This window comes from Leisingera sp. NJS201, from assembly GCF_004535885.1.
Lineage (GTDB): Bacteria > Pseudomonadota > Alphaproteobacteria > Rhodobacterales > Rhodobacteraceae > Leisingera.
This window is the reverse complement of record NZ_CP038234.1, coordinates 2,015,102-2,040,133: the sequence shown is the minus strand read 5'-3', so window position 1 is coordinate 2,040,133 and position 25,032 is coordinate 2,015,102. Positions and strand designations below refer to the sequence as shown.

22 protein-coding genes and 2 pseudogenes are annotated in these 25,032 nt (G+C 61.5%); 8 read left to right on the top strand and 16 right to left on the bottom strand.

Translation table 11 applies throughout. The features are described 5' to 3' along the window. The first annotated feature begins 50 nt into the window (after window positions 1-50). Entirely contained in the window at window positions 51-860 is an 810-nt protein-coding gene (locus ETW23_RS10070; RefSeq protein ID WP_134829907.1) for a calcium-binding protein, read from the top strand. Between the two features lie 61 nt (window positions 861-921). Here ETW23_RS10070 and ETW23_RS10065 read toward each other — a convergent pair whose 3' ends face one another. The 10 genes and pseudogenes from ETW23_RS10065 to ETW23_RS10020 all read right to left on the bottom strand — a co-directional run bounded on the left by ETW23_RS10065 (window position 922) and on the right by ETW23_RS10020 (window position 11,879). Continuing rightward, the gene (locus tag ETW23_RS10065; RefSeq protein WP_129370950.1) at window positions 922-1,701 is read right to left on the bottom strand and encodes an enoyl-CoA hydratase-related protein; all 780 of its coding nucleotides are present in this window, start codon (window positions 1,699-1,701) and stop codon (window positions 922-924) included. A gap of 105 nt (window positions 1,702-1,806) precedes the next feature. Beyond that, on the bottom strand, window positions 1,807-2,289 hold the full coding sequence (locus ETW23_RS10060; RefSeq protein ID WP_205879957.1) for a cytochrome c-type biogenesis protein: 483 nt from the start codon (window positions 2,287-2,289) through the stop codon (window positions 1,807-1,809). Beyond that, a pseudogene (locus ETW23_RS10055) lies at window positions 2,286-4,249 on the bottom strand (heme lyase CcmF/NrfE family subunit). The gene ETW23_RS10060 and the pseudogene ETW23_RS10055 overlap by 4 nt, the downstream one beginning before the upstream one ends. A gap of 78 nt (window positions 4,250-4,327) precedes the next feature. Further along, window positions 4,328-4,894 (bottom strand): holin family protein, encoded by a 567-nt coding sequence (locus ETW23_RS10050; RefSeq protein ID WP_134829906.1) that lies wholly within the window; start codon window positions 4,892-4,894, stop codon window positions 4,328-4,330. Further along, entirely contained in the window at window positions 4,887-5,504 is a 618-nt protein-coding gene (locus tag ETW23_RS10045) for a holin-associated N-acetylmuramidase (protein ID WP_134829905.1), read from the bottom strand. The genes ETW23_RS10050 and ETW23_RS10045 overlap by 8 nt, the downstream gene beginning before the upstream one ends. 196 nt (window positions 5,505-5,700) lie before the next feature. Then, on the bottom strand, window positions 5,701-6,144 hold the full coding sequence (ccmE, locus tag ETW23_RS10040; RefSeq protein ID WP_129370954.1) for a cytochrome c maturation protein CcmE: 444 nt from the start codon (window positions 6,142-6,144) through the stop codon (window positions 5,701-5,703). A 42-nt stretch (window positions 6,145-6,186) separates the two neighbouring features. After that, a complete protein-coding gene (gene argC / locus ETW23_RS10035) occupies window positions 6,187-7,215 on the bottom strand; it encodes an N-acetyl-gamma-glutamyl-phosphate reductase (protein ID WP_134829904.1) in 1,029 nt (342 codons plus the stop codon). A 113-nt stretch (window positions 7,216-7,328) separates the two neighbouring features. Next, entirely contained in the window at window positions 7,329-8,138 is an 810-nt protein-coding gene (gene murI, locus ETW23_RS10030) for a glutamate racemase (RefSeq protein ID WP_129370956.1), read from the bottom strand. 9 nt (window positions 8,139-8,147) lie between these two features. Beyond that, window positions 8,148-8,270: pseudogene (locus ETW23_RS25910) on the bottom strand (acyltransferase); the annotation flags it as partial. A 189-nt stretch (window positions 8,271-8,459) separates the two neighbouring features. Next, window positions 8,460-11,879 (bottom strand): indolepyruvate ferredoxin oxidoreductase family protein, encoded by a 3,420-nt coding sequence (locus ETW23_RS10020; protein ID WP_134829903.1) that lies wholly within the window; start codon window positions 11,877-11,879, stop codon window positions 8,460-8,462. A 169-nt stretch (window positions 11,880-12,048) separates the two neighbouring features. Between ETW23_RS10020 and ETW23_RS10015 the strand changes: the two genes are divergently transcribed. From ETW23_RS10015 to grxD, 6 genes are all read left to right on the top strand, one after another. Continuing rightward, a complete protein-coding gene (locus ETW23_RS10015) occupies window positions 12,049-12,954 on the top strand; it encodes a LysR family transcriptional regulator (RefSeq protein ID WP_129370958.1) in 906 nt (301 codons plus the stop codon). 340 nt (window positions 12,955-13,294) lie between these two features. Then, the gene (locus ETW23_RS10010; RefSeq protein ID WP_134829902.1) at window positions 13,295-13,612 is read left to right on the top strand and encodes a hypothetical protein; all 318 of its coding nucleotides are present in this window, start codon (window positions 13,295-13,297) and stop codon (window positions 13,610-13,612) included. Next, complete coding sequence (gene purL, locus ETW23_RS10005; protein ID WP_129370959.1) at window positions 13,587-15,752, top strand: phosphoribosylformylglycinamidine synthase subunit PurL; 2,166 nt, start codon at window positions 13,587-13,589, stop codon at window positions 15,750-15,752. The genes ETW23_RS10010 and purL overlap by 26 nt, the downstream gene beginning before the upstream one ends. A 378-nt stretch (window positions 15,753-16,130) precedes the next feature. Next, window positions 16,131-16,370, top strand: a complete 240-nt coding sequence (locus ETW23_RS25905; RefSeq protein ID WP_254695187.1) for a hypothetical protein — start codon at window positions 16,131-16,133, stop codon at window positions 16,368-16,370. Between the two features lie 64 nt (window positions 16,371-16,434). Then, window positions 16,435-16,671, top strand: coding sequence for a BolA/IbaG family iron-sulfur metabolism protein (locus tag ETW23_RS09995; RefSeq protein WP_019297755.1), 237 nt, complete (start codon window positions 16,435-16,437; stop codon window positions 16,669-16,671). A gap of 145 nt (window positions 16,672-16,816) precedes the next feature. Beyond that, on the top strand, window positions 16,817-17,179 hold the full coding sequence (gene grxD / locus ETW23_RS09990) for a Grx4 family monothiol glutaredoxin (protein ID WP_129370960.1): 363 nt from the start codon (window positions 16,817-16,819) through the stop codon (window positions 17,177-17,179). Window positions 17,180-17,261: 82 nt separating this feature from the next. Here grxD and ETW23_RS09985 read toward each other — a convergent pair whose 3' ends face one another. From ETW23_RS09985 to ETW23_RS25890, 5 genes are all read right to left on the bottom strand, one after another. Continuing rightward, window positions 17,262-18,170 carry a calcium-binding protein gene (locus ETW23_RS09985; RefSeq protein WP_134829901.1) on the bottom strand — a complete coding sequence of 303 codons (909 nt, stop codon included), beginning with the start codon at window positions 18,168-18,170 and terminating at the stop codon, window positions 17,262-17,264. Window positions 18,171-18,820: 650 nt separating this feature from the next. Next, window positions 18,821-19,501 (bottom strand): calcium-binding protein, encoded by a 681-nt coding sequence (locus ETW23_RS09970; RefSeq protein ID WP_134829899.1) that lies wholly within the window; start codon window positions 19,499-19,501, stop codon window positions 18,821-18,823. 185 nt (window positions 19,502-19,686) lie between these two features. Beyond that, entirely contained in the window at window positions 19,687-20,088 is a 402-nt protein-coding gene (locus ETW23_RS09965) for a cell division protein ZapA (protein ID WP_129370963.1), read from the bottom strand. After that, a complete protein-coding gene (locus ETW23_RS25895; RefSeq protein WP_254695186.1) occupies window positions 20,088-20,312 on the bottom strand; it encodes a hypothetical protein in 225 nt (74 codons plus the stop codon). Before ETW23_RS25895 ends, ETW23_RS09965 begins: the two co-directional genes overlap by 1 nt. Window positions 20,313-20,440: 128 nt before the next feature. Further along, complete coding sequence (locus ETW23_RS25890) at window positions 20,441-20,920, bottom strand: hypothetical protein (protein WP_254695185.1); 480 nt, start codon at window positions 20,918-20,920, stop codon at window positions 20,441-20,443. Between the two features lie 242 nt (window positions 20,921-21,162). On the opposite strand from ETW23_RS25890, the gene tkt reads away from it, so the two are divergent. Continuing rightward, entirely contained in the window at window positions 21,163-23,184 is a 2,022-nt protein-coding gene (tkt, locus tag ETW23_RS09955) for a transketolase (RefSeq protein WP_134829898.1), read from the top strand. 698 nt (window positions 23,185-23,882) lie between these two features. On the opposite strand, the gene ETW23_RS09945 is transcribed toward tkt, so the two are convergent. Then, the gene (locus ETW23_RS09945) at window positions 23,883-24,854 is read right to left on the bottom strand and encodes a DUF808 domain-containing protein (RefSeq protein WP_134829897.1); all 972 of its coding nucleotides are present in this window, start codon (window positions 24,852-24,854) and stop codon (window positions 23,883-23,885) included. Window positions 24,855-25,032: the final 178 nt, after the last annotated feature.

The window sequence follows — 25,032 nt, the reverse complement described above, 5'->3', positions numbered from 1 at the left end:
GCGCACGCATTTGCAAACGCCCTCTGCCAGCTGACTATGGGATTGGTGACATGGAACTCTTGATCTTGCTCGGTATCGGCCTGACCATCGGCGGCGTTGCCTTTGCCCTGGATGATGACGACGATGGCATTACCAAGGGCGACACCACCGCCGACGCCACAGAGGATAACGACGACCTGGCGGGCGGATCCAGCGAGGACACAATATTCGCCAAGGACGGCGACGACATAGTAGACGGCAATGCCGGAAACGACCGGCTGTTTGGCCAAGGCGGACAGGATTTGCTGGTTGGCGGCGAAGGTGACGATTTCCTGCGGGGTGGCTCCGACCATGATTCAATCATTGACGGCACGGGCAGCGATACTCTGATCGGGGATGCAGGCAACGATTTCATTGTGTCGACCAGCGCCTTTGATCCGGACAATGTCGTAGAAGCCGGCAGAGAAAGGGCCGCCAACGATGATCCGGACGTTGACGTGCAACTGGAACTTGAGCTGAACCACGATACCGACGAAGACGCGGATGTGATCCAGGCGGGCGGCGGCAATGACGATGTTATCGCAGGCAACGGCGACACAGTGAGCCTGGGAGAAGGCCTGGATGAACTGATCCTCGGCGATTGGATCGAGGCCGGCGATGAACCGGTTGTTCTGACAGACTACAGCCGCCTTGAAGATGTTATCGTCTATTCTCACGATGGCGAAGGCACGCCGCCTGAAATCACAGTTGAGAACACTCTTGACCAATTCGGTGATGAGGATGACGCCCTGCTGCTGGCAGATGGCGAGGTTTTTGCTCGTATCCAAGGCGCCGGTGGTCTGATTACAGCAGGCAACGTTATGGTGCTGACCCGCGCCTGAAATGAAATGCCGGAGACACTCCCCGGCATTTTCTTTCAATTCTCAGCCGGCCTGAAACTGCTCAGCGCCCTTCGAATTTCGCGGGGCGCTTTTCCATGAAGGCGGTGACGCCTTCCAGGAAATCGCGGGTCTTGCCGCATTGGCCCTGCAGATGCGCTTCTTCCGACAGCTGCTCGGCCAATGTGCGGCCAAAGCTTTCGCGCAGGGCGGATTTGGTGGCGGCAAAAGCCTTGCTGGGGCCGCTGGCCAAATATTCCGCGCGCTTCCGCCAATGGGCGTCGAACTCTGCATCCGGCACCGCTTCCCAGATCATCCCCCAGTCACAGGCCTGCCGGGCGCTGACGCGGTCGGCAAACAGGGCTGCCCCCATTGATTTGGCCAGGCCGATCTGGCGCGGCAGGAACCAGGTGCCGCCGGCGTCAGGGATCAGGCCGATTTTGCTGAAGGCCTGCATGAAAAACGCGCTTTCAGCGGCGATCACCACATCGGCGGCCAGCGCCAGATTGGCCCCTGCCCCGGCAGCGGCACCGTTGACGGCCGCCACAACCGGCACCGGGCAATCATAAATCGCCTGCAGCATCGGCAGGTACTCGTCGCGCAGCGTGCGTTCCAGATCCAGCTGGCCGCCGTTGCTGCCTGCGTCGCTCAGATCCTGCCCCGAGCAGAACGCATCGCCCGCCCCGGTCAGCACCACAGCGCGGGCCTCGGAAGACGCCATGCGCATCGCATGGGTGATCTCGGACCGCATCCGGCTGTTAAGCGCGTTCTTGCGCGCTTCGCGGTTCAGGGTGACAACCGCCAGCCCGTCCTGCAGAGAAAACAGGATTTCCTTATAGTCCATCGGAGTGCCTCACGTAACTTGCGTTCAGGGGCCAGAAACACGTGTGCCTGGCCATTTGCCGGTATGGTGACGGAAAGCCCGCCCGCCGGAAAGCCGGACCCGGCGTCAATCCTTCAGGATTTTCCGCAGCCGCTCCTGCTCGTCAGCGCTCAGCCCCTGCTCGGCGGCCTTGGGCGCGCGGGCGCGTCCCCGCACATAGAAGACGGCGGTCACAAGCGCGGCCAGCAGCATCAGCGGACCTGCAGCCCACAACAGCCAGTTGGCCCCGCCGGTGGTGGGGCGCAGCAGCACATACTCGCCATAGCGGTCGACGATAAAACTCATCGCCTCGCTGTCGCTGTCACCCGCAACCAGCCGCTCGCGTACAAGGACACGCAGATCACGGGCCAGTTCGGCGTTGGACTCATCAATGCTTTCATTGCGGCAAACCAGGCAGCGCAGGTCCTTGGACAGCTCCCGCGCGCGGCTTTCAAGTGCTGGATCGGCCAGCACCTCATCCGGCTCCACTGCCAGTACCGGAGCGGGCGTAATGACAGCGACAGCAGCAAACCCGGCCAGTGCCAGGATCAAAAGGCGCAAGGTTTTCATTCTGCAGGCACTCCTGTTTCCGGTGCCTTGCGCGCGCCTGCAGCAACGCGGAAACGCCGGTCGCTAAGGCTCAGCAGCCCGCCAAGCGCCATCAGGATAGAGCCACCCCAGATCCAATTGGCAAGGGGTTTGATATAGGTGCGCATGGTCCAGCTGCCATCGGCCTGCTGATCGCCCAGCACCACGTAAAGGTCGCGGGTGACACGGTAATCAATCGCGGCCTCGGTGGTTGGCATCCGGCTGACCGGATAGTCGCGCTTTTCCGGGAACATCACCGCTTCGGGCTGCCCGTTGCGTGTCACCTCGACCCGGCCTTTGGTGGTGAAGTAGTTCGGCCCCTGTTCCCGGCTGACATCCGTCAGCATCAGGGTAAAGGCACCAACGTCAAAGGGTTCGCCGATGCGGGCCACGCGGATATCTTCCTGTTCCCAGGCGGTCAGACCGGCGATGGCAAAGATGGTGATGCCCAGCCCGCCATGGGCCACGGCCTTGCCCCAATCGGCACGCGGCAGCCGCAGCATCCGTTGCAGGCGGCCCGATTTGCCGCTGCGCAGCCACAGATCCGCCAGCGCCCCGAACACCATCCAGGAGCCCAGGAACAAACCCACCGGCCCCAGCGCGGACTTACCGGTCTGCAGCGCCCAGGCCAGCACACCCAGCGACACCGCCAGCACGAAGACATAGCGCAGCTGCCAAGCAGTGCGCCCGATCCGGCCGCGTTTCCACGGCAGCATGGCGCCAACCGGCATGATCAGCCCCAGCGCGATCATGAAAGGGGTAAAGGCAGAATTGAAGAACGGCGGGCCGACGCTTAGCTTTCGGTCCAGCAGCATATCCGCGAGGATCGGCCAGACAGTGCCGAAGAAGACCACAAAGCAGCTGACCGCCAGCAGGATGTTATTAGCCACCAGCGCGCTTTCGCGGCTGACCATGCCAAAGACGCCCTTGGCCTCCATCGCCTGGGCGCGGGCCGCAAACAGCGTCAGCGCGCCGCCGGTGAAAAACGCCAGAATGAACAGAATGAACACGCCGCGTTCCGGGTCGTTGGCAAAGGCATGCACACTGGTGATGATGCCCGAGCGCACGATAAATGTCCCGATCAACGAAAAGCCAAAGGCCAGGATCGCCAGCAGGATGGTCCAGCTCTTCAGCGCCTCTCGTTTCTCCACCACAATGGCCGAATGCAGCAGCGCCGCCGCCAGCAGCCAGGGCATGAAGGAGGCATTCTCAACCGGGTCCCAGAACCAGAACCCGCCCCAGCCGAGCTCGTAATAGGCCCACCAGGAGCCCAGCCCGATACCGATGGTCAGGAAGATCCAGGCCGCCAGCGTCCAGGGCCGCACCCAACGGCCCCAGGCGGCATCAATGCGGCCTTCGATCAGGGCAGCAACGGCAAAGGAAAACGCCATGCTCAGCCCGACATAACCGAGGTATAGAAACGGCGGATGGAAGGCGAGGCCCGGATCCTGCAGCAGCGGGTTCAGATCCTGCCCGTCAAACGGCGGCACTGCCAGACGCAGGAACGGATTGGACGTGAACAGGATAAAGGCATAAAAAGCCACGCCAATGGCTGCTTGCACCGCCAGAACCCGCGCCTTCAACGTGGGCGGCAGCCCGCCGCCAAAGACCGAGGCCATCGCCCCGAACAGGGCAACGATCAGCACCCACAGCAGCATTGATCCTTCGTGGTTTCCCCAAGTGCCGGAGATCTTGTAGAGCATCGGCTTGGCCGAATGGCTGTTCAGCGTCACCAGCTTCAGCGAGAAATCAGAAGTGATGAACGCCCAGGTCAGCGCCCGAAGGCAAAGGCGGTGAACAGGAACTGCGCCTGTGCCGCCGGTTCCGCCACGGCCATCCAGCCGGGCCAGCGTTTATGGGCGCCGATCAAGGGGATAACGGCCTGCACAATCGCAATCATGAAGGCGAGGATAAGGGCGAAGTGGCCAAGCTCTGTAATCATGTATTTTCCTATACGCCTGTCTGCTGCGGGCGCCAATGGCATTCGCCGCGCCATGCCGCCGCAGCCGCTAAAATGTGATCAGCCGCGACGGGCTTTCCAGGCTTCCAGCGCCGGATTTTCCTCTGCGCCCGTGGCCTGAAGCCGCGCTGCGGCGTCGGTGCCGGTAGAGGCCGCCGCAGGTGAATCGGCCCGCAGCCTGTTCAGCGCGGCGATGTTTTCGACGGCCTGGGGAACCCGCGCCATGCTGGCCGCCAGACCATGCTGAAACTCCTGTGCCTTCACCTGATGCCGCGCCCCGAAATAGAAGGAGACAATAACGCCCAGCAGCCACCACAACGGTTCCGGCACCAGCGCGAGCCCCTGCATCCGGGCGGCGAACCACACCGGGTCGCTCAGCGCAGACACCATCAGCGCCAGCGTTCCCAGGGCCAGCATTGGGCGCGGCAACCGGTTCACCCCATCCATAAGGTGGTCAAACCAGCCTTTTGCGGGCTGGTGAAATTCGGTGCCAAACTGGCCAAGCGCTGCAATCTGAACGTCATGGGCACGGCCGGCACCGGCTTCAGCGTTTTCGCGAAAGACTTCGGCAGTTTCCCGCAGGACATTGCGTTGGCTGCCAAAAACAAGCCCCAGAATGTCAGAGATTACCCCATGCCGCGATCCTTTCCTGAAAGGCCTGCTGGTTCAGATGGTAGTTCGGCGAGATGAATTCCTCGGCCCGTTTGATCCAGCCGCCTTTGCCGCCCGCGCGGGTGCGGGCGTATTTGCGGCTGGCCGGCCGACGGTCTGCCAGACGGAAGTAATAATTGCGCCTCGCGATGCCATAGGCGTCGCGCAGGCCCGTCGCATCAACGGTGGCAGCATCGGCGGCGGCGCCTGCCGTCTGCGGTCCGATTGTGCCGTCCACCGCAACCCTGTACCCCATATCGCGCAGCAACCGCTGCAGGATGCGCACCGCGTTGCTGCCGGCATTCACATACATATCAAAGACCGTGGCCTGGAGGCACTCCGGCAGGCTGGCAATCCGGGGCGCGTCGAAATAGTGGCGGATGAAAATGGCCACGGCTTGCGCGCGGGTCAGCGCCTTCACATCCCCGGCGTCCACATCCCCGTCGCCGGTCACATCCAGCCCCAGCCGCCGCAGGGTCCCGATGGTCACACCGTATTTGGTCGCGCCGCCGGGGTCATCCGGATCATTCACAAAGCCGCCTTCCCGCGCCACAATCTCAGCGGCGATTTCCATAACACTCTGCATCGAACCTCACCCTTTTCTGGTGAGTCAACCATCGTGAAAATACGAAAAGATCTCCTGACAGCGGCGTACGCATGCTGCGCAACACCGCCTCAGGTAAGCTGCCGCGCCGCGCACCGCGCGGCGCCCGGCCCAACGCAAAACGCCTCCCCGAAGGGAGGCGCCTTTGGGGCGGGAGCCATTTGGTCAGAAACCGGTCTCAGGTTTCGGGTTCCTGATAGACCCCCTGCTCCTTCAACGCATCCATGACTTCTTTGGGCATATAGGTCTCGTCATGTTTTGCCAGAATTTCAGAGGCTTCAAAGACGCCATTCACGTAACGCCCGGTGCCGACCATGCCCTGGTTCTCTTCAAACAGATCCGGCAGCACACCGGTATAGGCGACCTGCACCGTCGCACCTCCATCAGTAACCGCAAAACGCACGGTTTCACCCTGGCCGCGCTGCAGCGTGCCTTCCTCAACCAGTCCGCCGATGCGGAACACTTCCGACGGTTTCGGCGGCGCCTCGGCCACCTGGCTGGGCGAGCGGAAATAGTTGATCCCGTCACGCATGGCATAGCCGATCAGGGCGGTTGCAACCACCAAAGCCACTGCGGCAACGGCAATGACCTGGATCCGGCGCTGTTTCTTCAGGTTCTTCATGGTGTCCTCACTTCAAGGTCCCTGCCTGCGCCGCCCCCCGGATCAGGGGAACAGCGGCGCCATCATCAGACCTTCGGTCTCAGTCTCACCTAACATCAGGTTTGCGTTCTGCAAGGCCTGGCCGCTGCTACCTTTTGTCAGGTTATCAAGTGCTGCGATCACAATGGTCCGGCCATCGATCCGGTCCTGCGCCACACCGATATGGCAGAAGTTGGAGCCGCGCACATGGTGGGTGCTGGGGGCCTCGCCAAAGGGCAGCAGTTCGATAAAGGGCTCATCTGCGTAAGCCTTGGCAAAGGTGTCATGGATCGTCCGCGCGTCGCCTTTTACATAAACGGTCGCCAGAATGCCCCGGTTGACTGGCAGCAGATGCGGGGTGAATTGCACCTGTACGGGGCGGCCCGCGATCTTGCTGAACTCCTGGTCGAATTCGCCCAGATGCCGGTGGGTGCTGCCGATGGCATAGGCGTTATAGCCCTCGCTCAGCTCTGCATGCAGCAGGTTTTCCTTGAGCGACCGGCCGGCGCCTGAGACGGCGCATTTCAGATCCAGAATGATGTCGTCCAGATCAATGACCCCAGCCGAAATCAACGGGCGCAGGGCAAACTGACCGGTGGCTGCGTTGCACCCCGTGCCGGCCACCAGCCGCGCGGATTTGATCTCATCCCGGTAGAACTCGGTGAGGCCATAGACCGCCTCCTCCTGCTGTTCCAACGCGGAATGGGGATTACCGTACCATTTCTCGTACTCAGCCGGATCACGCAGCCGGAAGTCTGCCGACAGATCCACGATCTTCAGGCTTGCGGGCAGCGCCGCAATCACTTCCTGGCTGGTCTTATGCGGCAGAGCGCAGAAGCACAGATCAATGCCGGCGAAATCAATCTCGCCGATCTTGCACAGTACCGGCAGTTCCATATGGCGCAGATGCGGGAACACTTCCGCCATCGTCATGCCGGCCTTGCGGTCGGCAGAGAGCGCCGCAATTTCGAGGTTCGGATGCTGGGCGATCAGCCGCACCAGTTCTGCGCCAGTGTAGCCGGAAGCGCCAAGAATAGCCACTTTATGGGTCATGTCAGACCTCGTCTTTCAATGTGATTTGCCGTTCCGCAGCCATCTGCGGAGAGAATTAGGAGGAAATGCGCCCGTGCACTTTGACCTGGAACAAGGTTCCGCGCGGTCTGTTCTCAGGCGGCCTGAAAGGTGATTTCCCGTCGGAGAAACTGGGTCGCCCGGTCGCTGACGCGGCCCGGGTTTCCGGTGGTGAAGAAACCGCCGGCACCAGTGCCGTGCATGTCGGGATGCCGTGTCAGGTAATCCGCCAGACTGTCCGCAACCAGGTTGCCCTGGCTGAACACTTTGACCCCCGGTCCCAGTGCCGCCTGGAATGTCTGTTCCATCAGCGGGTAATGGGTGCAGCCCAGAATGGCGGCTTGCGGATGCGGCATTTTACGTTGCAGGGCATCCACATGGGAGCGCACCAGGGCCTCAGCGAGGATCATGTCGCCGTCCTCGATTGCGTCCACCACACCGCCGCAGGCCTGGGCTTCGACATCCACACCAATGGCGCGGAACGCCAGCTCCCGCTGAAAGGCGCGGCTGGCGACAGTTGCAGGCGTGGCAAACAGCGCAACGTGTTTCACTTCGACTTCGCGCGGAGGCGAATTGTCGCCCCACTGGCGCTCTGTCAGCGCTTCAATGAGAGGGACAAAAACCCCCAGCACCCGTTTGCCCTTGGGCAGCCCGCCCTCCTGCATCCGGCGCAGCGCCGCAGCAGAGGCGGTGTTGCAGGCCAGGATCACCAGATCGCAGCCTTTGCTCCACATATCTTCGACCGCAGCCCTGGTCAGCTGATAGACATCTTCGGCATCGCGCACACCGTAGGGCGCGCGGGCGTTGTCGCCGTAGTAAAGGAAATCCAAATCCGGCAGACGTTTCTGCACGGCGTCAAGGACGGTCAGCCCGCCCAATCCTGAATCAAAGATGCCTACAGCCATGTCGCCTTCTCACGCGTGGTGTTTCTCTTCGAACTCAAACCCATACCCGTGGGATTTGAGCGGTACTGAAGAAAGCTCATACGTCGCTTTGCGAAAGAAATCCATAAGTGCTTTTGTCTCTTTGGCCATTGGCGCCGGAACGCTGCAAGTATCGTTGGGGCAAAGGCAGACCGGGGCGCTGCCCCGGACCCCGGGGTATTCAGGACCAGAAAGAAGCGGCGGAACGGCAAACGCCGCGCGTCAGCGCGGCGCCGGGCCCAACCGGGAAGGACCATCCTGCGGATGGCCCTGAGCGGGCGGGAGTGTCCCGCCCGGCCCTGGTTACTCTGCAGCGTGTTTCAGCGGCACGCCGCCCTGGCGCAGGGCGGCCAGCAGCTCCTCACGGCGCTTCGCGGCTTTCTGCTCATTTGCCATCTTCACCGGACCGAAACCGCGGATCGAGAGCGGCAATTCAGCCAATGCCAGCAGAGGCTCCATGATGTCCGGCGCCGCTTTCGGCAGCCACTCCATCATGTCCGCTTCATATTGCTTGATCAGGGCGCGCTCCATCTTGCGTTCTTCGGTGTAGCCGAAGATGTCGAGCGGTGTGCCGCGCAAGCGTTTCAGCTTGGCCAGCAGGCGGAAACTGCGCTCCATGCTTGCACTGAACTTGCGCTTTTTCGGACGCCCGTCCGCATCGGTGCCGCCCAGCATCGGCGGCGCCAGGTGATAGGACAGCTTGAGGTCGCCTTCAAACTCCGCCTCCGCCTTGGCGCGGCTGTCGAGCAGCAGGCGGGCGACTTCGTATTCGTCCTTGTAGGACAACAGCTTGTGATAGCCCTTGGCCGTCGCCTCTTTCAGCGCGGGATCGCTGATACCGTCGAGCAGCCTGGCATAACGCCTGGCCAGCCCTTTGCCCTGATATGCCACCAGATGATCGGAACGGAAGGCGATCTTCTCCTCGAGGGTTTTCGGCTTTTCTGATGTGTCCGGCCGGCTCAGACGGGCCGCGTCTTCGGGGTGCAGCACCGCCCAGCGGCCGATATCGAAGGCGCGCAGGTTGCGCTCCACAGCGGCGCCGTTCAGCGTGATCGCCTGCTTGATCGCCTCAAAGCTGACAGGCACCAGGCCGCGCTGCCAGGCGCCGCCGAACACCATCATATTGGAGAAGATCGAATCCCCCATGGTGGCGCGGGCCAGTTCGGACGCATCGAACAGATCGACCCGGTCGCGCAGGCGGGCCTGCAGCGCCACTTCCAGGCGGTCGGTCGGCACCTTGAACTCGGTGTTCTTGGTGAACTCGCCGGTGATGATTTCATGGCTGTTCACCACGGCGCCGGTCTGGCCAGTAGAGGTTAGGCCCAGAGTCTTGGCCCCCGCACTCACCACCAGGTCGCCGCCGATCAGCGCATGCGCCTCGCCGGTGGCAACGCGGATCGCCGAGATGTCATCGGGGGTGTTGGCAATCCGGCAGTGGATATGCACCGCGCCGCCCTTTTGGGCGAGACCCGCCATTTCCATCAGTCCGGCGCCCTTGCCGTCAATCTGTGCAGCTTGCGCCAGAATGGCGCCGATGGTCACAACGCCGGTTCCGCCGACACCGGTGATTACCACGTTATGGGTGCCGTCAATGGCCGGCAGTTCCGGCTTTGGCAGATGCGGCAGGTCGATGTCGGCGGTCGCCTCCTTGCGGATCTTGGCACCCTCGACCGTCACAAACGAAGGACAGAAACCGTTGACGCAGGAGAAGTCCTTGTTGCACGACGACTGGTCAATCGCCCGTTTGCGGCCCAGTTCGGTGTCCTTGGGCACGATGGAGACGCAGTTGGATTGCACCCCGCAATCGCCGCAGCCTTCGCAGACATCGGTGTTGATGAACACCCGCTGGTCCGGGTCCGGGAACTGGCCCTTCTTGCGGCGGCGGCGTTTTTCGGCGGCGCAGGTCTGGATATAGATAATCGCAGAAACGCCTTCGACCTCTTCAAATTCGCGCTGGATCTTCATCATTTCGGCGCGTTCGTGCATCCGCATGCCGGCCGGGAACAGCGTGGCGTCGACGTCTTCCTTCTCGTCATAGACCACGGCCATGGTTTTAACGCCCATCGCGGTCAGCTCATGCGCGATCTGCTGCGCGGTCAGCCCGCCCTCGGCCTGCTGGCCACCGGTCATCGCCACCGCGTCATTATAGAGGATCTTGTAGGTGATGTTGGTGCCTTCGGCCAATGCGGCACGGATCGCCTGCACACCGGAGTGGTTATAGGTGCCGTCGCCCAGGTTCTGGAACACATGTTTGCGGTTGGAGAACGGAGCCTCGCCCACCCAGTTGACGCCCTCGCCGCCCATATGGGTGAAGCCGGTGGTCTCGCGGTCCATCCATTGCACCATAAAGTGGCAGCCGATGCCGGCATAGGCGCGGGAGCCTTCCGGCAGTTTGGTTGACGAGTTGTGCGGGCAGCCCGAGCAGAAGTAGGGCAAGCGGGATGCGATTTCCTCGGCGTTGTCGGCGCGGCGGGCCTCTGACAGGTTTTCGAGGCCGGCCCGGATGGCCTCGGTCTCGCGGCCTTCCTCAATCAGGATGCCGCCCAGTTTTTCGGCGATCATGATCGGGTCCAGCGCATAGCGGGTCGGGAACAGCTCCTCGCGGTGCATGCTGCCGGCGCCGCCCTTGTACCAGCCATAGACCCGGCGGCCCTGGCGGTCGTCAAAGATCGCTTCCTTGATCTGGATCTCGATCAGCTTGCGCTTTTCCTCGACCACAACGATCAGGTCCAGGCCTTCGGCCCAGTCGTGGAAACCCTTCATATCCATCGGGAAGGTCTGGCCCACCTTGTAGGTGGTCAGCCCCAGCCGTTCGGCCATGGTCTCGTCGATGTTCAGCAGCTTCAGCGCATGCACCAGATCAAGCCAGTTCTTGCCGGCGGCAACAAAGCCGATCTTGGCGCCGGGTTTGCCCCACATGCGCTTGTCCATCTTATTGGCGTGGCTGAAAGCCTCTGCCGCAAAGCGCTTGTAGTCGATGATCCGGTCTTCCTGCCGGAAGCGGTCGTCGTCCAGGCGGATGTTCAGCCCATCTGCCGGCATGTCGAATTCCGGCGTGACCAGCTGCATCCGGTCCGGGTTTGCATCCACAACCGAGGTGACTTCAATCGTGTCCTTCATGGTCTTGAGGCCGGTCCACAGACCCGAGAAGCGGCTTAGCGCATAGCCATAGATGCCGTAATCCAGGATTTCCTGCACACCCGCCGGGCTGACGATCGGCAGGTAGCAGTCCAGCAGCGACCACTCCGACTGGTGCAGCACGGTGGAGCTTTCGCCGGTGTGGTCATCGCCCATCGCCAGCAGCACGCCGCCGTGTTTTGACGAGCCGGCCATATTGGCATGGCGGATCGCATCGCCCGAGCGGTCAACACCCGGCCCCTTGCCGTACCACAGGCCGAATACACCGTCGTATTTGCCTTCGCCGCGGACCTCGGCCTGCTGCGCCCCCCACAGGGCGGTCACGGCCAAATCTTCGTTCAGACCGTACTGGAAGGTGACGTCTGCCGCCTTCAGGTGCTTCTCGGCCTTGCTCATCTGCAGGTCGACTGCCCCCAGGGGCGAACCGCGGTAGCCGGTAACAAGTCCGGCGGTATTGAGACCCGCCGCCCGGTCGCGGTGCTTTTGCATCAGCATCAGCCGCACCAGCGCCTGGGTGCCATTCAGCAGCACCGGCGATTTCGTCAGGTCGTACTTGTCATTAAGTGAGATTTTCGGCGTGCTCATCGTGGCCTCCTCAACCGGGATTAGCTTGCACTTTCTGACCCCAAGAATAGGTCATAATTGCTGACCTGAATAGCCGCTTTTTTTTCGTTTTTGCTCGCTTGCGTCACGGAAACTGATACATAACTAAGATTTCATACAGTCGGCCCCAAACGCACAGAAAGTAACGCATATGGATTGGGATAAGCTCAGAATATTTCACGCGGTGGCCGATGCGGGCAGCCTGACCCATGCCGGTGACAGGCTGAATCTGTCGCAATCGGCGGTCAGCCGCCAGATCCGGGCACTGGAAGAGAGCCTGAATGCGACGCTTTTTCACCGCCATGCGCGCGGACTGATTCTCACCGAACAGGGTGAGCTGCTGTTTGACGCCACCCAATCCATGTCCACCCGGCTTGAAGCCGCCTCTGCCCGCATCCGCGACAGCGAGGAGGAAGTGTTCGGCGAGTTGCGCGTCACCACCACTGTGGGTTTCGGCACCCTGTGGCTGGCGCCGCGGCTGACCAAACTGTATGAGCAGTATCCCAATCTGAAAATCGACCTTATGCTGGAAGAACGTGTTCTGGACCTGCCGATGCGCGAGGCCGATGTGGCCATCCGCATGAAAGAACCCAGCCAGGCCGATCTGGTGCGCAAGCGGCTGATGACGGTGCGGATGGGTCTATATGCCTCTCCGGCCTATCTGGAACAGCGCGGCACTTTGGAAACCGCTGAAGACATTTCCCAGCACCGGCTGATCTGTCAGAACCAGCGCTCCGCCCAAGTGGGTTCAGCCGCGGTTCTTGGTAAAATGCTGATGGCCCATAACCCGGGGTCGCTGCTGACCGTCAACAACTATTTCGGCGTGCTGCAGGGCGTGCTGCACAATCTGGGGGTCGGCATTCTGCCGGATTATGTGACCGAGGAATTCCCGCAACTGGTCGAGGTGCTGCCGGAAGAGGATCAGCACAGCGTGCCGGTCTACCTCGCCTATCCCGAAGAACTGCGCCATTCCCAGCGGGTCGGCGCGTTCCGCGACTTTGTGCAATCCGAAATCATGGCGCACCGGAAGCATATGAAAGAGCTGGGGAAACTCTGACCCGCGCCGACGCATCAGCGGGCCAAGTTCGCGCTGCAATGCAGCGTCGTGGCCGGTTTTGATTTGTCCGAACCGGTGCAGCGCCCCAAGCCATGCAATTTCCGCATACCAGCATTGACCCATCTTTGACATTAATCCCCTTGAAGGGGCAGGCCCGGCGCCCTAAATGAAGCTCATGAAGGCGGCGGCTTCGCCCCCTTCATACCTCCCTGTTGGACTTCGGCCGAGCTTAGTGCTCGGCCTTTTTTTTGGCCGTAACACATTGACCCCAAAGGGGTATTGATCGACAGGCGGTCTGGATATGCGCACCCTAGTCCTGACAGCTTGCGGCGGCCCGCCAATGGGGCTGGACATGCCCTTGGATAGCAGCGCGGAAAAAACAAAGTCTTTTCTTTTCTTTTTCCAAACGCCGCAGACTTTCGTCATGCTTGTAATTTCAGCGCTTGGCCAACCGCACGCCCGCAAATCTACCGCTTTGAAAAGACTAAAGCTTAAACCTGTTCAGCGGATCAGCCGCTGCGGCGCAAAGACGCCTCTGCCGGCATCTGGCCGGGAGCCGGCTGATTCCGCTTCCCCCGCGCCCCTCCTTGCCCTAAAAGGCGCGCAATCGCAGCCATTGGGGACGTTTACGGATGCAGGAACCCGCCATCACGCCTGAACTGATTGCCAATCACGGGCTGAAGCCCGACGAATACGATCTGATCCTGGAAATCATCGGGCGCGAGCCGACCTTCACCGAGCTGGGCATTTTCTCGGCGATGTGGAACGAGCACTGCTCTTACAAGTCCTCCAAGAAATGGCTGCGCACCCTGCCGACCGATGGCCCGCAAGTTATCTGCGGCCCGGGTGAGAACGCCGGCATCGTCGACATCGGCGATGGCGACGCGGTGGTGTTCAAGATGGAAAGCCACAACCACCCCTCTTACATCGAACCCTATCAGGGTGCGGCAACCGGGGTTGGCGGCATCCTGCGTGACGTCTTCACCATGGGCGCGCGGCCAATCGCCTCGATGAACTCGCTGTCCTTTGGCGAGCCGTCCCACCACAAGACCCGCCAGCTGGTCAACGGCGTGGTTGAGGGCATCGGCGGCTACGGCAACTGCTTTGGGGTGCCTTGCGCGGGCGGTGAAGTCCGCTTTCACCCCGCCTACAACGGCAACTGCCTGGTCAACGCCTTTGCTGCGGGCCTGGCCAAGACCGACGCCATCTTTTATTCCGCCGCGTCGGGCGTTGGCATGCCGGTTGTGTATCTGGGCGCCAAAACCGGGCGTGACGGCGTTGGCGGCGCCACCATGGCGTCGGCAGAATTCGATGACACCATTGAGGAAAAACGCCCCACCGTTCAGGTCGGCGACCCCTTCACTGAAAAGCGCCTGATGGAAGCCACGCTGGAACTGATGCAGACCGGCGCTGTGATCTCGATCCAGGACATGGGTGCGGCTGGCCTCACCTGCTCTGCCGTCGAAATGGGCGACAAGGGCAAACTGGGCGTCAAGCTGAACCTCGAAGACGTGCCGCAGCGCGAAGAGAACATGACAGCCTATGAGATGATGCTGTCGGAATCTCAGGAACGCATGCTGATGGTGCTGAAACCGTCGCTGGAAGCCGAAGCGCGTGCGGTGTTCGAAAAATGGGACCTGGATTTCGCCATTGTCGGCGAGACCATTGCCGAAGACCGTTTCCTGATCCTGCATAACGGCGACGTGAAGGCGGATCTGGTACTGTCCAAACTGGCCTCCACCGCGCCGGAATACGACCGCCCCTGGGTCCCGACCCCGGCGGCTGAACCGCTGACCGACGCCGACGTGCCCACCATTGATCCGATTGATGGTCTCAAGGCGCTGCTCACCTCGCCCAACTATGCGGGCAAGCAGTGGGTTTATGAGCAGTACGACACCACCGTGATGGGCGATACCGCCCGCCGCCCCGGCGCCGGTTCCGGTATTGTCCGGGTGCACGGCACCGGTAAAAAGCTGGCATTCACCTCGGACGTGACCCCGCGCTACGTGATGGCGAACCCCTTTGAGGGCGGCAAACAGGCGGTGGCCGAAGCCTACCGCAATCTGACAGCTGTTGGCGCCAAGCCCTTGGCAACAACGGACAACCTGAACTTCGGAAATCCCGAAAAGCCCGAGATCATGGGCCAGTTCGTCGGCGCCATCAAAGGCATCGGCGAAGCCGTGGCCGCGCTCGATATGCCGATCGTCTCCGGCAACGTGTCGCTGTACAATGAGACCGACGGCAAGGGCATCCTGCCGACCCCGACCATCGGCGCCGTGGGCCTGATTGCGGCGGGCGAGGAGCCGATCACCGGCGAAGCCCGCGACGGCCATGTCGCCCTGCTGGTGGGGGAAACCATTGGCCACTTGGGCCAGTCGGCACTGCTGGCCGAGGTCTTTAACCGCGAGGACGGCGACGCCCCGGCGGTCGATCTGGAGACGGAGAAGCGCAACGGCGAATTCATCCGCGCCAACCGCGATTTCATCAAAGCCTGTACCGACCTTGGCGACGGCGGCCTGGCGCTGGCGGCGTTCGAGCTGGCCGAAGAGGCCGGCGTCGGCGTGCAGATCGACGCGGGCGACACCCAGACCGTGTTCGGCGAAGACCAGGCGCGCTACCTGATCGCCTGCAACTTTGATCAGGCCGAGGCGCTGATGCTGGCTGCTGGCCAGGCCGGTGTGCCGTTGGTTACCGTCGGCAAGTTCGGCGGCGACATGGTTAAGATCGGAGGCTCCGAAGCACCGCTGGCAGAGCTGAAGGACATCTTCCGCTCCAGCTTTGCCGCTGCTGTCGCCTGATTGAAACACGCAATGCCCGAACCGGGCACCGTGGCAGACTGATGCATAGGGTGGGATGGCACAGCCGTCCCGCCCTTTGTTTTGAACCGGGGACCGGCCCATGACCCTTCCTGAGCTGACAGAGGATTGCAGCCGCTGCGCAGGTCTGTGCTGTGTGGCCTATCCGTTTGAGGCGCATGAGGACTTTGGCCTGCTGAAACAGGCAGATACCCCTGCCCCAACCTCGCTCCGGATTTCCGCTGCAGCATTCATTCCGACCTGGCTGCGTGCGGCTTTGGCGGCTGCGTCGCCTATTCTTGCGCCGGGGCCGGCCAGAGGGTTACGCAAATCCTGTTTGACGGCGAAACCTGGCAGGATGACCCGGACCTGCTGACCCATATGACCTATGCTCTGCGGGTGCTGCGGCCCATCCACGAAGCTTTGCTGGTGCTGCAGGAGGCCGCCGCCCTGCCCTTGCCGCCGGAACTGCAAACCCGCTGTGCAGAACTGACCGCAGCGCTCTGCCCGCACAACCCCACCTCTGTCTGGGATTTTGAGGAAAACAGCGTGCAGGACGCCCTGGCGGCGGTGCCGGAATTTGTCGAAACCCTTGCGCCTTTTGCGCAGGACCGCGGTTAATCCCGCTTGCACAGCCCCGGCGCCCACCTACATTTTTACCAAACAAGACAAAGGACTTCCCCGGATGCCCATGCAAGCCCACGAAATCGAAGAACTGCTGCGCGAAAGCTTCCCTGACGCTGAAATCCAGGTGGCAGGCACCGACGGCGTTCACATGTCGGCGATGGTCGTCGACGAAAGCTTCCGCGGCAAGAACCGCGTCCAGCAGCAGCGCGCCGTCTATGCCGCGTTGAAAGGCAAGATGGACGGCCCCGATGGCGAACTGCACGCCCTGGCACTGACGACAAAAGCGCCGGAGTAGGCCGGTTGGGCTGACTGCTTGAATTTGCGGGAAATCAAGTTTCTCCGGCTGCGGCCCTTTTATTGCTGCCCATTGTGGCATATCTCGCGCTCAACGACTTTCTGCCGGTCCATCCACGGCGGCACGACGAAAAGGACATGAACCAATGACCGACGTAAAAACCCGCATCGACGAAACCGTCAAAGCCAGCGACGTGGTGCTGTTTATGAAAGGCACCAAGGAAATGCCGCAGTGCGGCTTCTCCTCGCGCGTGGCGGGCGTGCTGAACTACATCGGCGTGGACTACACCGATGTGAACGTGCTGGCGGATGAGGACATCCGCTCGGGCATCAAGGAATACTCCGACTGGCCGACCATTCCGCAGCTTTACATCAAGGGCGAATTCGTCGGCGGTTGCGACATCATCACCGAGATGACCCTGTCAGGCGAACTGGACGGCATGTTCGAACAGAACAGCATCGCCTTTGACAAGGATGCTGCCGACAAGATCCGCGAAGCCAACGGTTAAAAGCTGAAGGCTCTTTTCATTACAAAGGCCTGCCGCATTTTGTTGCGGCAGGCCTTTTTTGTTTCGTGACCGATGCCGGGTTTTACGCCGCGTCGATCAGCACCAGGTCATCGGCGGTAAAGCTTTCGCCGGCCCCCTGCAACCGGGCCACAACCTCGCCCTGCTGCAGGATCAGCGCGTCGCCTGTTTCCGCATCGTTTTCAACGCTGTAGTCGTCGGCATTCACGGTTTCGCTGCCATTGTCAAAGACCAGCTGAACCACGTCTTCGCCCGGTGTGTAATCGGTGATGGTGATGACACCGGTTGCGTCCTGCGACATATACAGGCTGAAGTCATCCTGCCCCTCGCCGCCGGTTCCGGTATCGCCGGCGCCCATCAGCAGGAAGTCATTGCCGGCGCCGCCATCCAGCGTATCCGCGCCGTCGTCCGCGTTGGAGAAGCCGACGTCCTCAAGCGTTGCACCCTCATCCTGGTCGCGCAGACTGGCAACCTCTTCCGGCGTCAGGTCCCGCGTCAGGTTTACCCCGCTCAGGGCATCATTGCCGGCGCCGCCATTCAGAACATCCGCGCCATCGCCGCCGATCAGGTCGTCATCCCAGGTGCCGCCGTCCAGCGTGTCGTTGCCCTCGTCGCCGAACAGAACGTCAATGCCGCCATCGCCCGACAGGGAATCGTTTCCGGCACCGCCATAGGCAATGTCATGAAATTCGCCGCCGGAGATGGTATCATTGCCTTCGCCGCCATCGGCCACGTCTTTTCCTGCGCCGGCAATCAGCACGTCGTTTCCGATGCCGCCTGTCAGGCTGTCATAGCCCAGGCCGCCAACCAGCGAGTCGTTCCAGTCGCCGCCGTCCAGCGTATCGTTGCCGCCTTCGCCGAAAATCGTGTCGAGGCCGCCGTCGCCGGACAAAAGGTCATTGCCGTTGCCACCGTAAATCAGATCATGAAACGCGCCGCCGGACACCGTGTCGCTGCCGTCGCCTGCCAGCACAGTGTCTTTGCCCTCGCCGCCCGAGATCTGATCATTGCCGCCCCCGGCCTGTACCCGGTCGGCCCCGGTTCCTGCGTCCAGAACATCGTCTTCATCCCCAGGATCAGATCGTCCGGCCCATCCGTAGGAAGGGTCCCTGGCAGTACAGGTTCAGGGTTTTCATCAATGGGATCCGGTTCGGGCGCGTTATCATCGCCGTCATCAAAGCTGATCGCCAGGCCGGCAACTGCCAATGTGCTCAGAACAAGTGCGCCAATCATTTAGTCCCCCAAAAGTAGAAAGCAGAAATACATCACAACTCAGCTACGGGAATTCTTCAAATTGGTCCAGAATTTGTTGTTATTTTGCCTAAAAATTGCCTTAAACAATTTGTTTCCCAATGAGAAACAGTGAACTCAGGTCTGCAATCGCAGGCGCGAAACCGGTGGCGCTTCAGGCCGGGTCAGCCTGAATTCGCGGGTGCATTGCCCGAAAAGCCCGGGTTTTCCAAGGCAAAACTGTCGCCGGCCCCAGCAGCCTTGCAACCAGTTTGCCGTTTTCCAGGACAAGCGCATCGCCGCTGTCTTCCTCCCGCTGAATGCTGAAACCGCCGGTATTGCCGCCAGCAACCCGAACGGTATCGGTTCCGGCCTCAAAATCCTCAATCGTGATTACGCCGGTTGCATCCGGATCACGGTGCAGCTCAAACACGTCCTTGCCGCTGCCGCCAATGGCGGTATCCCCTGCCCCAAGGCCAGGAAGTCGTTGCCATCGCCGCCGTCCAGCGTGTCAGCCTCATCATCCGCGGACAAAGCAAAAATATTCTCCGCGGATTCCTCACCGTCGCGCAGGGATTTCAGCGTCCCGGCATCCGGCTCCGGGTCAACACTGACACCGAAAAGGTTGTCGTTGCCGCGCCCGCCGGACAAGTCGTCCGAACCCTCGCCGCCTGCAAGCACATCATCCCAGTCCCCGCCCATCAGCGTGTCGTCGCCGGTGCCGCCGAACAGGATATCCTTGCCGCCTTCGCCGTCCAGCACATCCGCGCCCGCACCGCCCAGCAAAATGTCGTGGAATTCGCCACCAGACAGCAGATCTGCGCCGCCTTCGCCTTGCAGTATGTCCAGCCCCGGGCCGCCGGATACCGTATCATCGCCATCGCCGGCGCGCACCTGATCATTGCCTTTGCCGGCATCAATACTGTCAGCCTCATCGCCAAGCTGCAGGCGGTCGGAATTTTCCGTGGGTTCTGTATCGGGCTGCTCTTCTTCCGGCAGCGGCAGGTCAAAGTCATAAGCACTTGCCGAGGCGCCGGCCAGCAACAAGACTCCCAGGATCAAGGCTTCGTACATTCTGTGCTGCTCCACTGCGTCAGGACTTCTGCCCGTGCGGTGAAGCTATCGTAAACACCCGCCGCGGACGAGCGCCGGGCGGCCTGACTGCATGAAAAACAGTGTTTCCAGCGGGTCCGGCAAAGGCCGGAAAAGGAACAATATTTTGCCGTTTTCCTTCACCCCGGCGCAGGCGCGGGACAAGCTCAGCCCGCCGGCTGTGCTTTTTCTTCGATTTCCTGGGCCAGCGCCTCGGTCCGGGCGGCCAGTTCAGCCAGGCTCTCAGTAACCTGCGGCGGCACGATCGGGACTTCGATCCGCTCGGGTTCCGGTGCCGGCATGGCGCGCAACTCCGCCAGCTCCTGGTCGCGTTCGGCGAGAACGGCCTCAACCTCTTTGATCCGGTCCTCGACCGCGGCGGTCTTGTCAGCCAGCATCAGCCCGGCCATCAGCAGCATCCGGGCCTCGGGCATCCGGCCGATCTGGTCCGACAGCACCTGCGCCTCGTCATCCAGCATTTTGGCGGCGGAATGCAGATAGCTTTCCTCACCTTCCTGGCAGGACACCTCAAAGCCGCGGCCGCCGATCATTATGGTCACTTCGGGCATCAGACTTCCTCCCCTTCCGGCAGGTTGCGGGCATTGGCCAAGAGCGGCTCCAGCTTGGCCAGCACCGCGTTGACCTGGGCCTGGTCGCTGGCCTGCGCCGCGCGCAGCCCCTCGATCTCGGCTTCCATAGCCGTGTTGATCAGCCCGGCATCGCCCAGGCTTTGGGCATTTGCATCGCGCAGCGCTGTGTTGGAGGCACGCAGCTCCTCGTTGGCCTGACGCAATTGCTGCAGTTCGGTATCAAGCCGCAGCAGGGTTTCATTCTGGCGTTCAATCTCTGCGCCCCTGTCCTGGGCCGGGGCCGTATCCGCCGGTGCTGCCGCAGCAGCCGACGCTTCCTCCAGCTGGGCCTTCAGGCTGTCATTGGCAGCCTGGGCCTCAGACAGCTGGTCTTCCAGCGCTTCCTTGTCACTGGCGGCGGTATTTGCCGCGGCTTCCAGCTCCCCTTCAGCCTTGCAACTTCACCGCGCAGGGCTTCTTTTTCCGCCGGATCCCCGGCTTCGTTGCGCAACAACTGCAGCTCGGCTTCCATCGCCGCGATATCTTCATTTGCGGCGGGAGCCTGGTTTCCGGCCTCCTGCAGACGTGCGCGCAACACCTTCACACGCTCTTCAAGCTGGGCGTTGGCGAGCTTTTCTTCTTCCAGCGCTTGTTCAATCTCAGCCGTCGCAGCCCCGGCAGCAGCCGCTTCCGCCGCCTTAGCGGCCTCGGCAGCAACCTCTGCGGCCTTGACCTTATCCGCTTCGCGCGCCTCCTGCAGCGCAGCCGTGCCGGTGCCGATACGCTCAAGTGCGGCCTGAATGCGGCCTTGCAATTCTTCAATCTGGTTCATGCCTGTCCCTCACCCGTCCACATCAGTGCCATATTCGTTCCGGCGCCCGCGCGAATCGCGCATCTGCCGCCGACATGGGCCAGTTCTTCCCTTTCAGGGATAAAACACCCCCCTTGTGTTTCAACCACTTGCCGCGCCAACTTCGCGCAACATAGCAGACATAGGCGCAACCATGCTTGATCTTTGCGGCATCGCTGTTATTGAGCGCAGCAATTGCCTGTTAACGCCAAAGGACGATCCAAGTGGACCTGACAGCCCTGCGCACCGCCAATCCCGACCATTGGAACAAGGCCGCCGCCATTCGCGCGCTGGCTCTGGACGCCGTCGCCGCCGCCAATTCCGGCCACACTGGTATGCCGATCGGCATGGCCGACGTGGCGACCGTGCTGTTCGAAAAGCACCTCAAATTCGATGCATCCAACCCGCAGTGGCCGGACCGTGACCGGTTCATCCTGTCGGCGGGCCACGGCTCGATGCTGATCTATTCGCTGCTGTATCTTGTTGGCGACCGCCAGGTGACCCTGGATCAGATCAAGAACTTCCGCCAGACTGGCGCGCTGACTGCGGGCCACCCGGAAAACTTCCTGCTGGATGCGGTTGAAACCACCACCGGCCCGCTGGGCCAGGGTATTTCCAACGCTGTCGGCTTTGCCATGGCCGAGGAAATGCAGCGCGCCCATTACGGCCGCAAGGTCGTGGATCACCACACCTATGTGATCGCCGGCGACGGCTGCCTGATGGAAGGCATCAGCCAGGAAGCCATCGGTCTTGCCGGCCGCCACCAGCTGGGCAAACTGATCGTGTTCTGGGACAACAACAACATCACCATCGACGGCACCGTTGATCTGTCCGACCGCACCAACCAGGTGCAGCGCTTCAAGGCGTCGGGCTGGCAGGTGCTGGAAATCGACGGCCACGACCCCAAGGCCATCGACGAGGCCATCGAGGCCGCCAAGAAGTCCAAGAAACCGTCGATGATCGCCTGCAAAACCCATATCGCTCTGGGCCACGCCGCACAGGACACCTCCAAGGGCCACGGCGCCCTGACCGATGCGGACCAGCTGAAGGCCGCCAAGGACGCCTATGGCTGGACCGGCGGCGCGTTTGAAGTGCCGAGCGAGATCAAATCCCAGTGGGAAGAGATCGGTGCGCGCGGCAAGTCCGAGCGCGAAGCCTGGGAAGGCCGTTTTGCCGAGCTGTCGACGCAGAAACAGGACCGTTTCAACCGTGCCTATGCACTGGACGCGCCCAAGAAACTGTCCGCCGCCATCAAGGCGCTGAAAAAGCAGGTCAGTGAAGACCAGCCAAAGGTTGCCACCCGTAAATCCTCGGAAATGGCGCTGGCCGTCATCAACCCCTTGATGCCGGAAACCGTGGGCGGCTCGGCTGACCTCACCGGTTCCAACAACACCAAGACCGGTGATCTCGGCACCTTCGACACCGACAACCGCAAGGGCCGCTACGTCTATTGGGGCATCCGCGAGCACGGCATGGCCGCCGCGATGAACGGCATGGTGCTGCACGGCGGCGTGCGCGCTTACGGCGGCACCTTCTTTTGCTTCACCGACTATGCCCGCCCGGCAATGCGCCTGGCCGCCCTGTCGAAGATCCCGACCGTGTTTGTGATGACCCACGATTCAATCGGCGTTGGCGAAGACGGCCCGACCCACCAGCCGGTGGAGCATCTGGCAATCTGCCGTGCGACCCCGAACACCTATGTGTTCCGCCCCGCCGACACTGTGGAAACCGCCGAGGCGTGGGAAATCGCCCTGACCTCCAAAGACACCCCTTCGGTGATGACCCTGACCCGGCAGAACCTGCCGACCGTCCGGACCGAGCATAAGCTGACCAACATGGTCGAAAAAGGTGCGTACGTTCTGGCCGAGGCCGAGGGCAAGCGCCAGGTGATCCTGATCGCCACCGGCTCTGAGGTTGCCGTTGCGATGGACGCCAAGGCCAAGCTGGAAGCCGAGGGCATCGGCACTCGCGTCGTCTCCATGCCCTGCATGGAGCTGTTTGCGCAGCAGGACGAAGCCTACCGCCGCAAGGTCCTGCCCGCAGGCCCGGTCCGCGTCGGCATCGAGGCCGCCATGCGCGCCGGCGGCTGGGACCGCTGGCTGCTGGGCGAGCGCGGCCAGGAGAAGAAAGCCGGTTTCGTCGGCATGGACCGCTTCGGCGCCTCTGCCCCGGCAGGCGAGCTGTTCGAGCGTTTCGGCATTACGGCTGAGGGCACAGTGGCGAAGGTGAAAGAGCTGCTGGGGTGAATTGAATAGAAATACATAAATGCGAGGGCACCCAATAGGGTGCCCTTTTTAGTTCGGGAAGCAGCATTCACCTCAATCTACCTACAGCTATTCTTGGAGAGCATGTTTGAGGAAACGGAGGTCATGGCGTTCGTCTACCTTCCCTCGCTTCTTGAAGCGTGTCGAAGTATCCAGGGAAGTCTATTCTGACTGGGTCTTTCTCATAGAAATCTCTGAACTGAGTAGCTGCGTCACATTCAGACAAGTATGCACATAATCGTCTTCGGAATTTTAGTGCCTTTGCCTTGGCAGGCAACTTTGCAAGCCAGTGTCTGTGAGGGCGTCCAATTGAACACTTGCGTACCAAGGACGGCCCAGAAGGTAGCGGGTTTTCCGACAATACACAGATAAACTGATCTAGTTCTTGTGGCGTAGCGAAGACAAGGTCAATTTGGTCGAAGTGAACCTCCAAAAGACACCATAACTTGCGTTGTGCAGGAAATGGGTGACGCACCTGAGTAAGCGATTTTAGGTGCCCCGTAGCATCAATCTCGCGAAACCAAGCCTTCCACCTTGCCCCGCCCAAGCGCTCACTGGAGTCTCTGGAAAGTTATGATGAAAACTGACTTTAGCTGACTTCATTTCTTCGTTAGCCTCGTCAAATAACTCGCAATATCATTTCCTGTACAACTCAAAAACAGACAAGATGTAGCAAACACTCAGCTGCCCTGTTTCGGGCCTCCAAACATCCCCAAAACCGGCCCCACAACCTTGGTCGCCAGCGGGATCAGCACCAGCCCCCAGACCACGCCAAACACCCCGTCCATTGCCGCCTTTGCCGTCCACTCCGCAAGGCCCTCCCAAGCGGCAGGCACCGCATGGCCCACAGCATAGGCCCAGTCGTGAATGTGATGGCCCAGCCAGCCAAAACCCAGAACCTCCAGCCCGTGGATGATGATGGAGCCGCCAACCCACAGCATCGCCGCGGTGCCGACCACCGACAGGATCTTCATCAGCACCGGCATGAACTTGACCAGCCCGCGCCCCAGCCCGCGGCCAAAGCCGGTATGGGCATTCTCAGCCATATACAGCCCCACATCATCCATCTTCACAATCAGCGCGACAGAGCCGTAGACCGCCAGCGTGACGCCAATCGCCACCACCGCCAGGGTCGCCGCCTGCATCCAGACATTCGGCGCCTCGATGGCGGCCAGCGCGATGGTCATGATTTCGGCGGACAGGATGAAATCGGTCTTGATCGCGCCCTTGATCTTCTGTTCTTCCAGATGGCCGGGATCCTTGACGCTCATGTCTTCGTCGATGGCGTGGCTGACGTGCGGAAAGAGGACGTGAAAGATCTTCTCAGCCCCTTCAAAACACAGATAACTCCCGCCCAGCATCAGCAAGGGCGTAATGAGCCACGGCGCAAAATTCGCCAGCAGCATCGCCACCGGCATCAACAGGATCAGCTTGTTGAACAGAGACCCGCGGGTGATGCGCCAGATGATCGGCAGCTCGCGCGCAGGCGCAAAGCCCTGCAGGTACTTCGGCGTCACCGCCGCATCGTCGATGATCACGCCCGCGGTCTTGGCTCCGGCCTTGCCCGCTGCCGCCGCCACATCATCAACCGAGGCCGCCGCAACCTTGGCAATCCCCGCCACATCATCCAGAAGCGCCAGCAAACCGCTCATACCCAATCCTTCAAATCCTGTTCGCGTTTGGTGGCAATCTGCCCGCTTCCGCGCCGCAGCACAAGCGTTAGCGCCACCGTCCGCACCCAGCCGATTTCCGTTAACGCCACCGCCGCAAACCGTTAGCGCCATCGTTCGCTTTTTGCGCTAACAGTTTCATTTAATGACGCTTTTACCT

What these genes read in the sequence shown, in the direction of transcription:
- grxD (WP_129370960.1), top strand. Translation starts at nt 16,817, where the DNA reads ATGACCGACGTAAAAACCCGCATCGACGAAACCGTCAAAGCCAGCGAC.
- ETW23_RS10045 (WP_134829905.1), bottom strand. Translation starts at nt 5,504, where the DNA reads ATGCAGAGTGTTATGGAAATCGCCGCTGAGATTGTGGCGCGGGAAGGC.
- murI (WP_129370956.1), bottom strand. Translation starts at nt 8,138, where the DNA reads ATGGCTGTAGGCATCTTTGATTCAGGATTGGGCGGGCTGACCGTCCTT.
- ETW23_RS10065 (WP_129370950.1), bottom strand. Translation starts at nt 1,701, where the DNA reads ATGGACTATAAGGAAATCCTGTTTTCTCTGCAGGACGGGCTGGCGGTT.
- ETW23_RS09995 (WP_019297755.1), top strand. Translation starts at nt 16,435, where the DNA reads ATGCCCATGCAAGCCCACGAAATCGAAGAACTGCTGCGCGAAAGCTTC.
- ETW23_RS25905 (WP_254695187.1), top strand. Translation starts at nt 16,131, where the DNA reads ATGACCTATGCTCTGCGGGTGCTGCGGCCCATCCACGAAGCTTTGCTG.
- argC (WP_134829904.1), bottom strand. Translation starts at nt 7,215, where the DNA reads ATGACCCATAAAGTGGCTATTCTTGGCGCTTCCGGCTACACTGGCGCA.
- ETW23_RS10010 (WP_134829902.1), top strand. Translation starts at nt 13,295, where the DNA reads ATGGGGCTGGACATGCCCTTGGATAGCAGCGCGGAAAAAACAAAGTCT.
- purL (WP_129370959.1), top strand. Translation starts at nt 13,587, where the DNA reads ATGCAGGAACCCGCCATCACGCCTGAACTGATTGCCAATCACGGGCTG.
- ETW23_RS09965 (WP_129370963.1), bottom strand. Translation starts at nt 20,088, where the DNA reads ATGCCCGAAGTGACCATAATGATCGGCGGCCGCGGCTTTGAGGTGTCC.
- ccmE (WP_129370954.1), bottom strand. Translation starts at nt 6,144, where the DNA reads ATGAAGAACCTGAAGAAACAGCGCCGGATCCAGGTCATTGCCGTTGCC.
- ETW23_RS09945 (WP_134829897.1), bottom strand. Translation starts at nt 24,854, where the DNA reads ATGAGCGGTTTGCTGGCGCTTCTGGATGATGTGGCGGGGATTGCCAAG.
- ETW23_RS10020 (WP_134829903.1), bottom strand. Translation starts at nt 11,879, where the DNA reads ATGAGCACGCCGAAAATCTCACTTAATGACAAGTACGACCTGACGAAA.
- ETW23_RS10015 (WP_129370958.1), top strand. Translation starts at nt 12,049, where the DNA reads ATGGATTGGGATAAGCTCAGAATATTTCACGCGGTGGCCGATGCGGGC.
- ETW23_RS10060 (WP_205879957.1), bottom strand. Translation starts at nt 2,289, where the DNA reads ATGAAAACCTTGCGCCTTTTGATCCTGGCACTGGCCGGGTTTGCTGCT.
- ETW23_RS10070 (WP_134829907.1), top strand. Translation starts at nt 51, where the DNA reads ATGGAACTCTTGATCTTGCTCGGTATCGGCCTGACCATCGGCGGCGTT.
- ETW23_RS09970 (WP_134829899.1), bottom strand. Translation starts at nt 19,501, where the DNA reads ATGTACGAAGCCTTGATCCTGGGAGTCTTGTTGCTGGCCGGCGCCTCG.
- ETW23_RS25890 (WP_254695185.1), bottom strand. Translation starts at nt 20,920, where the DNA reads ATGAACCAGATTGAAGAATTGCAAGGCCGCATTCAGGCCGCACTTGAG.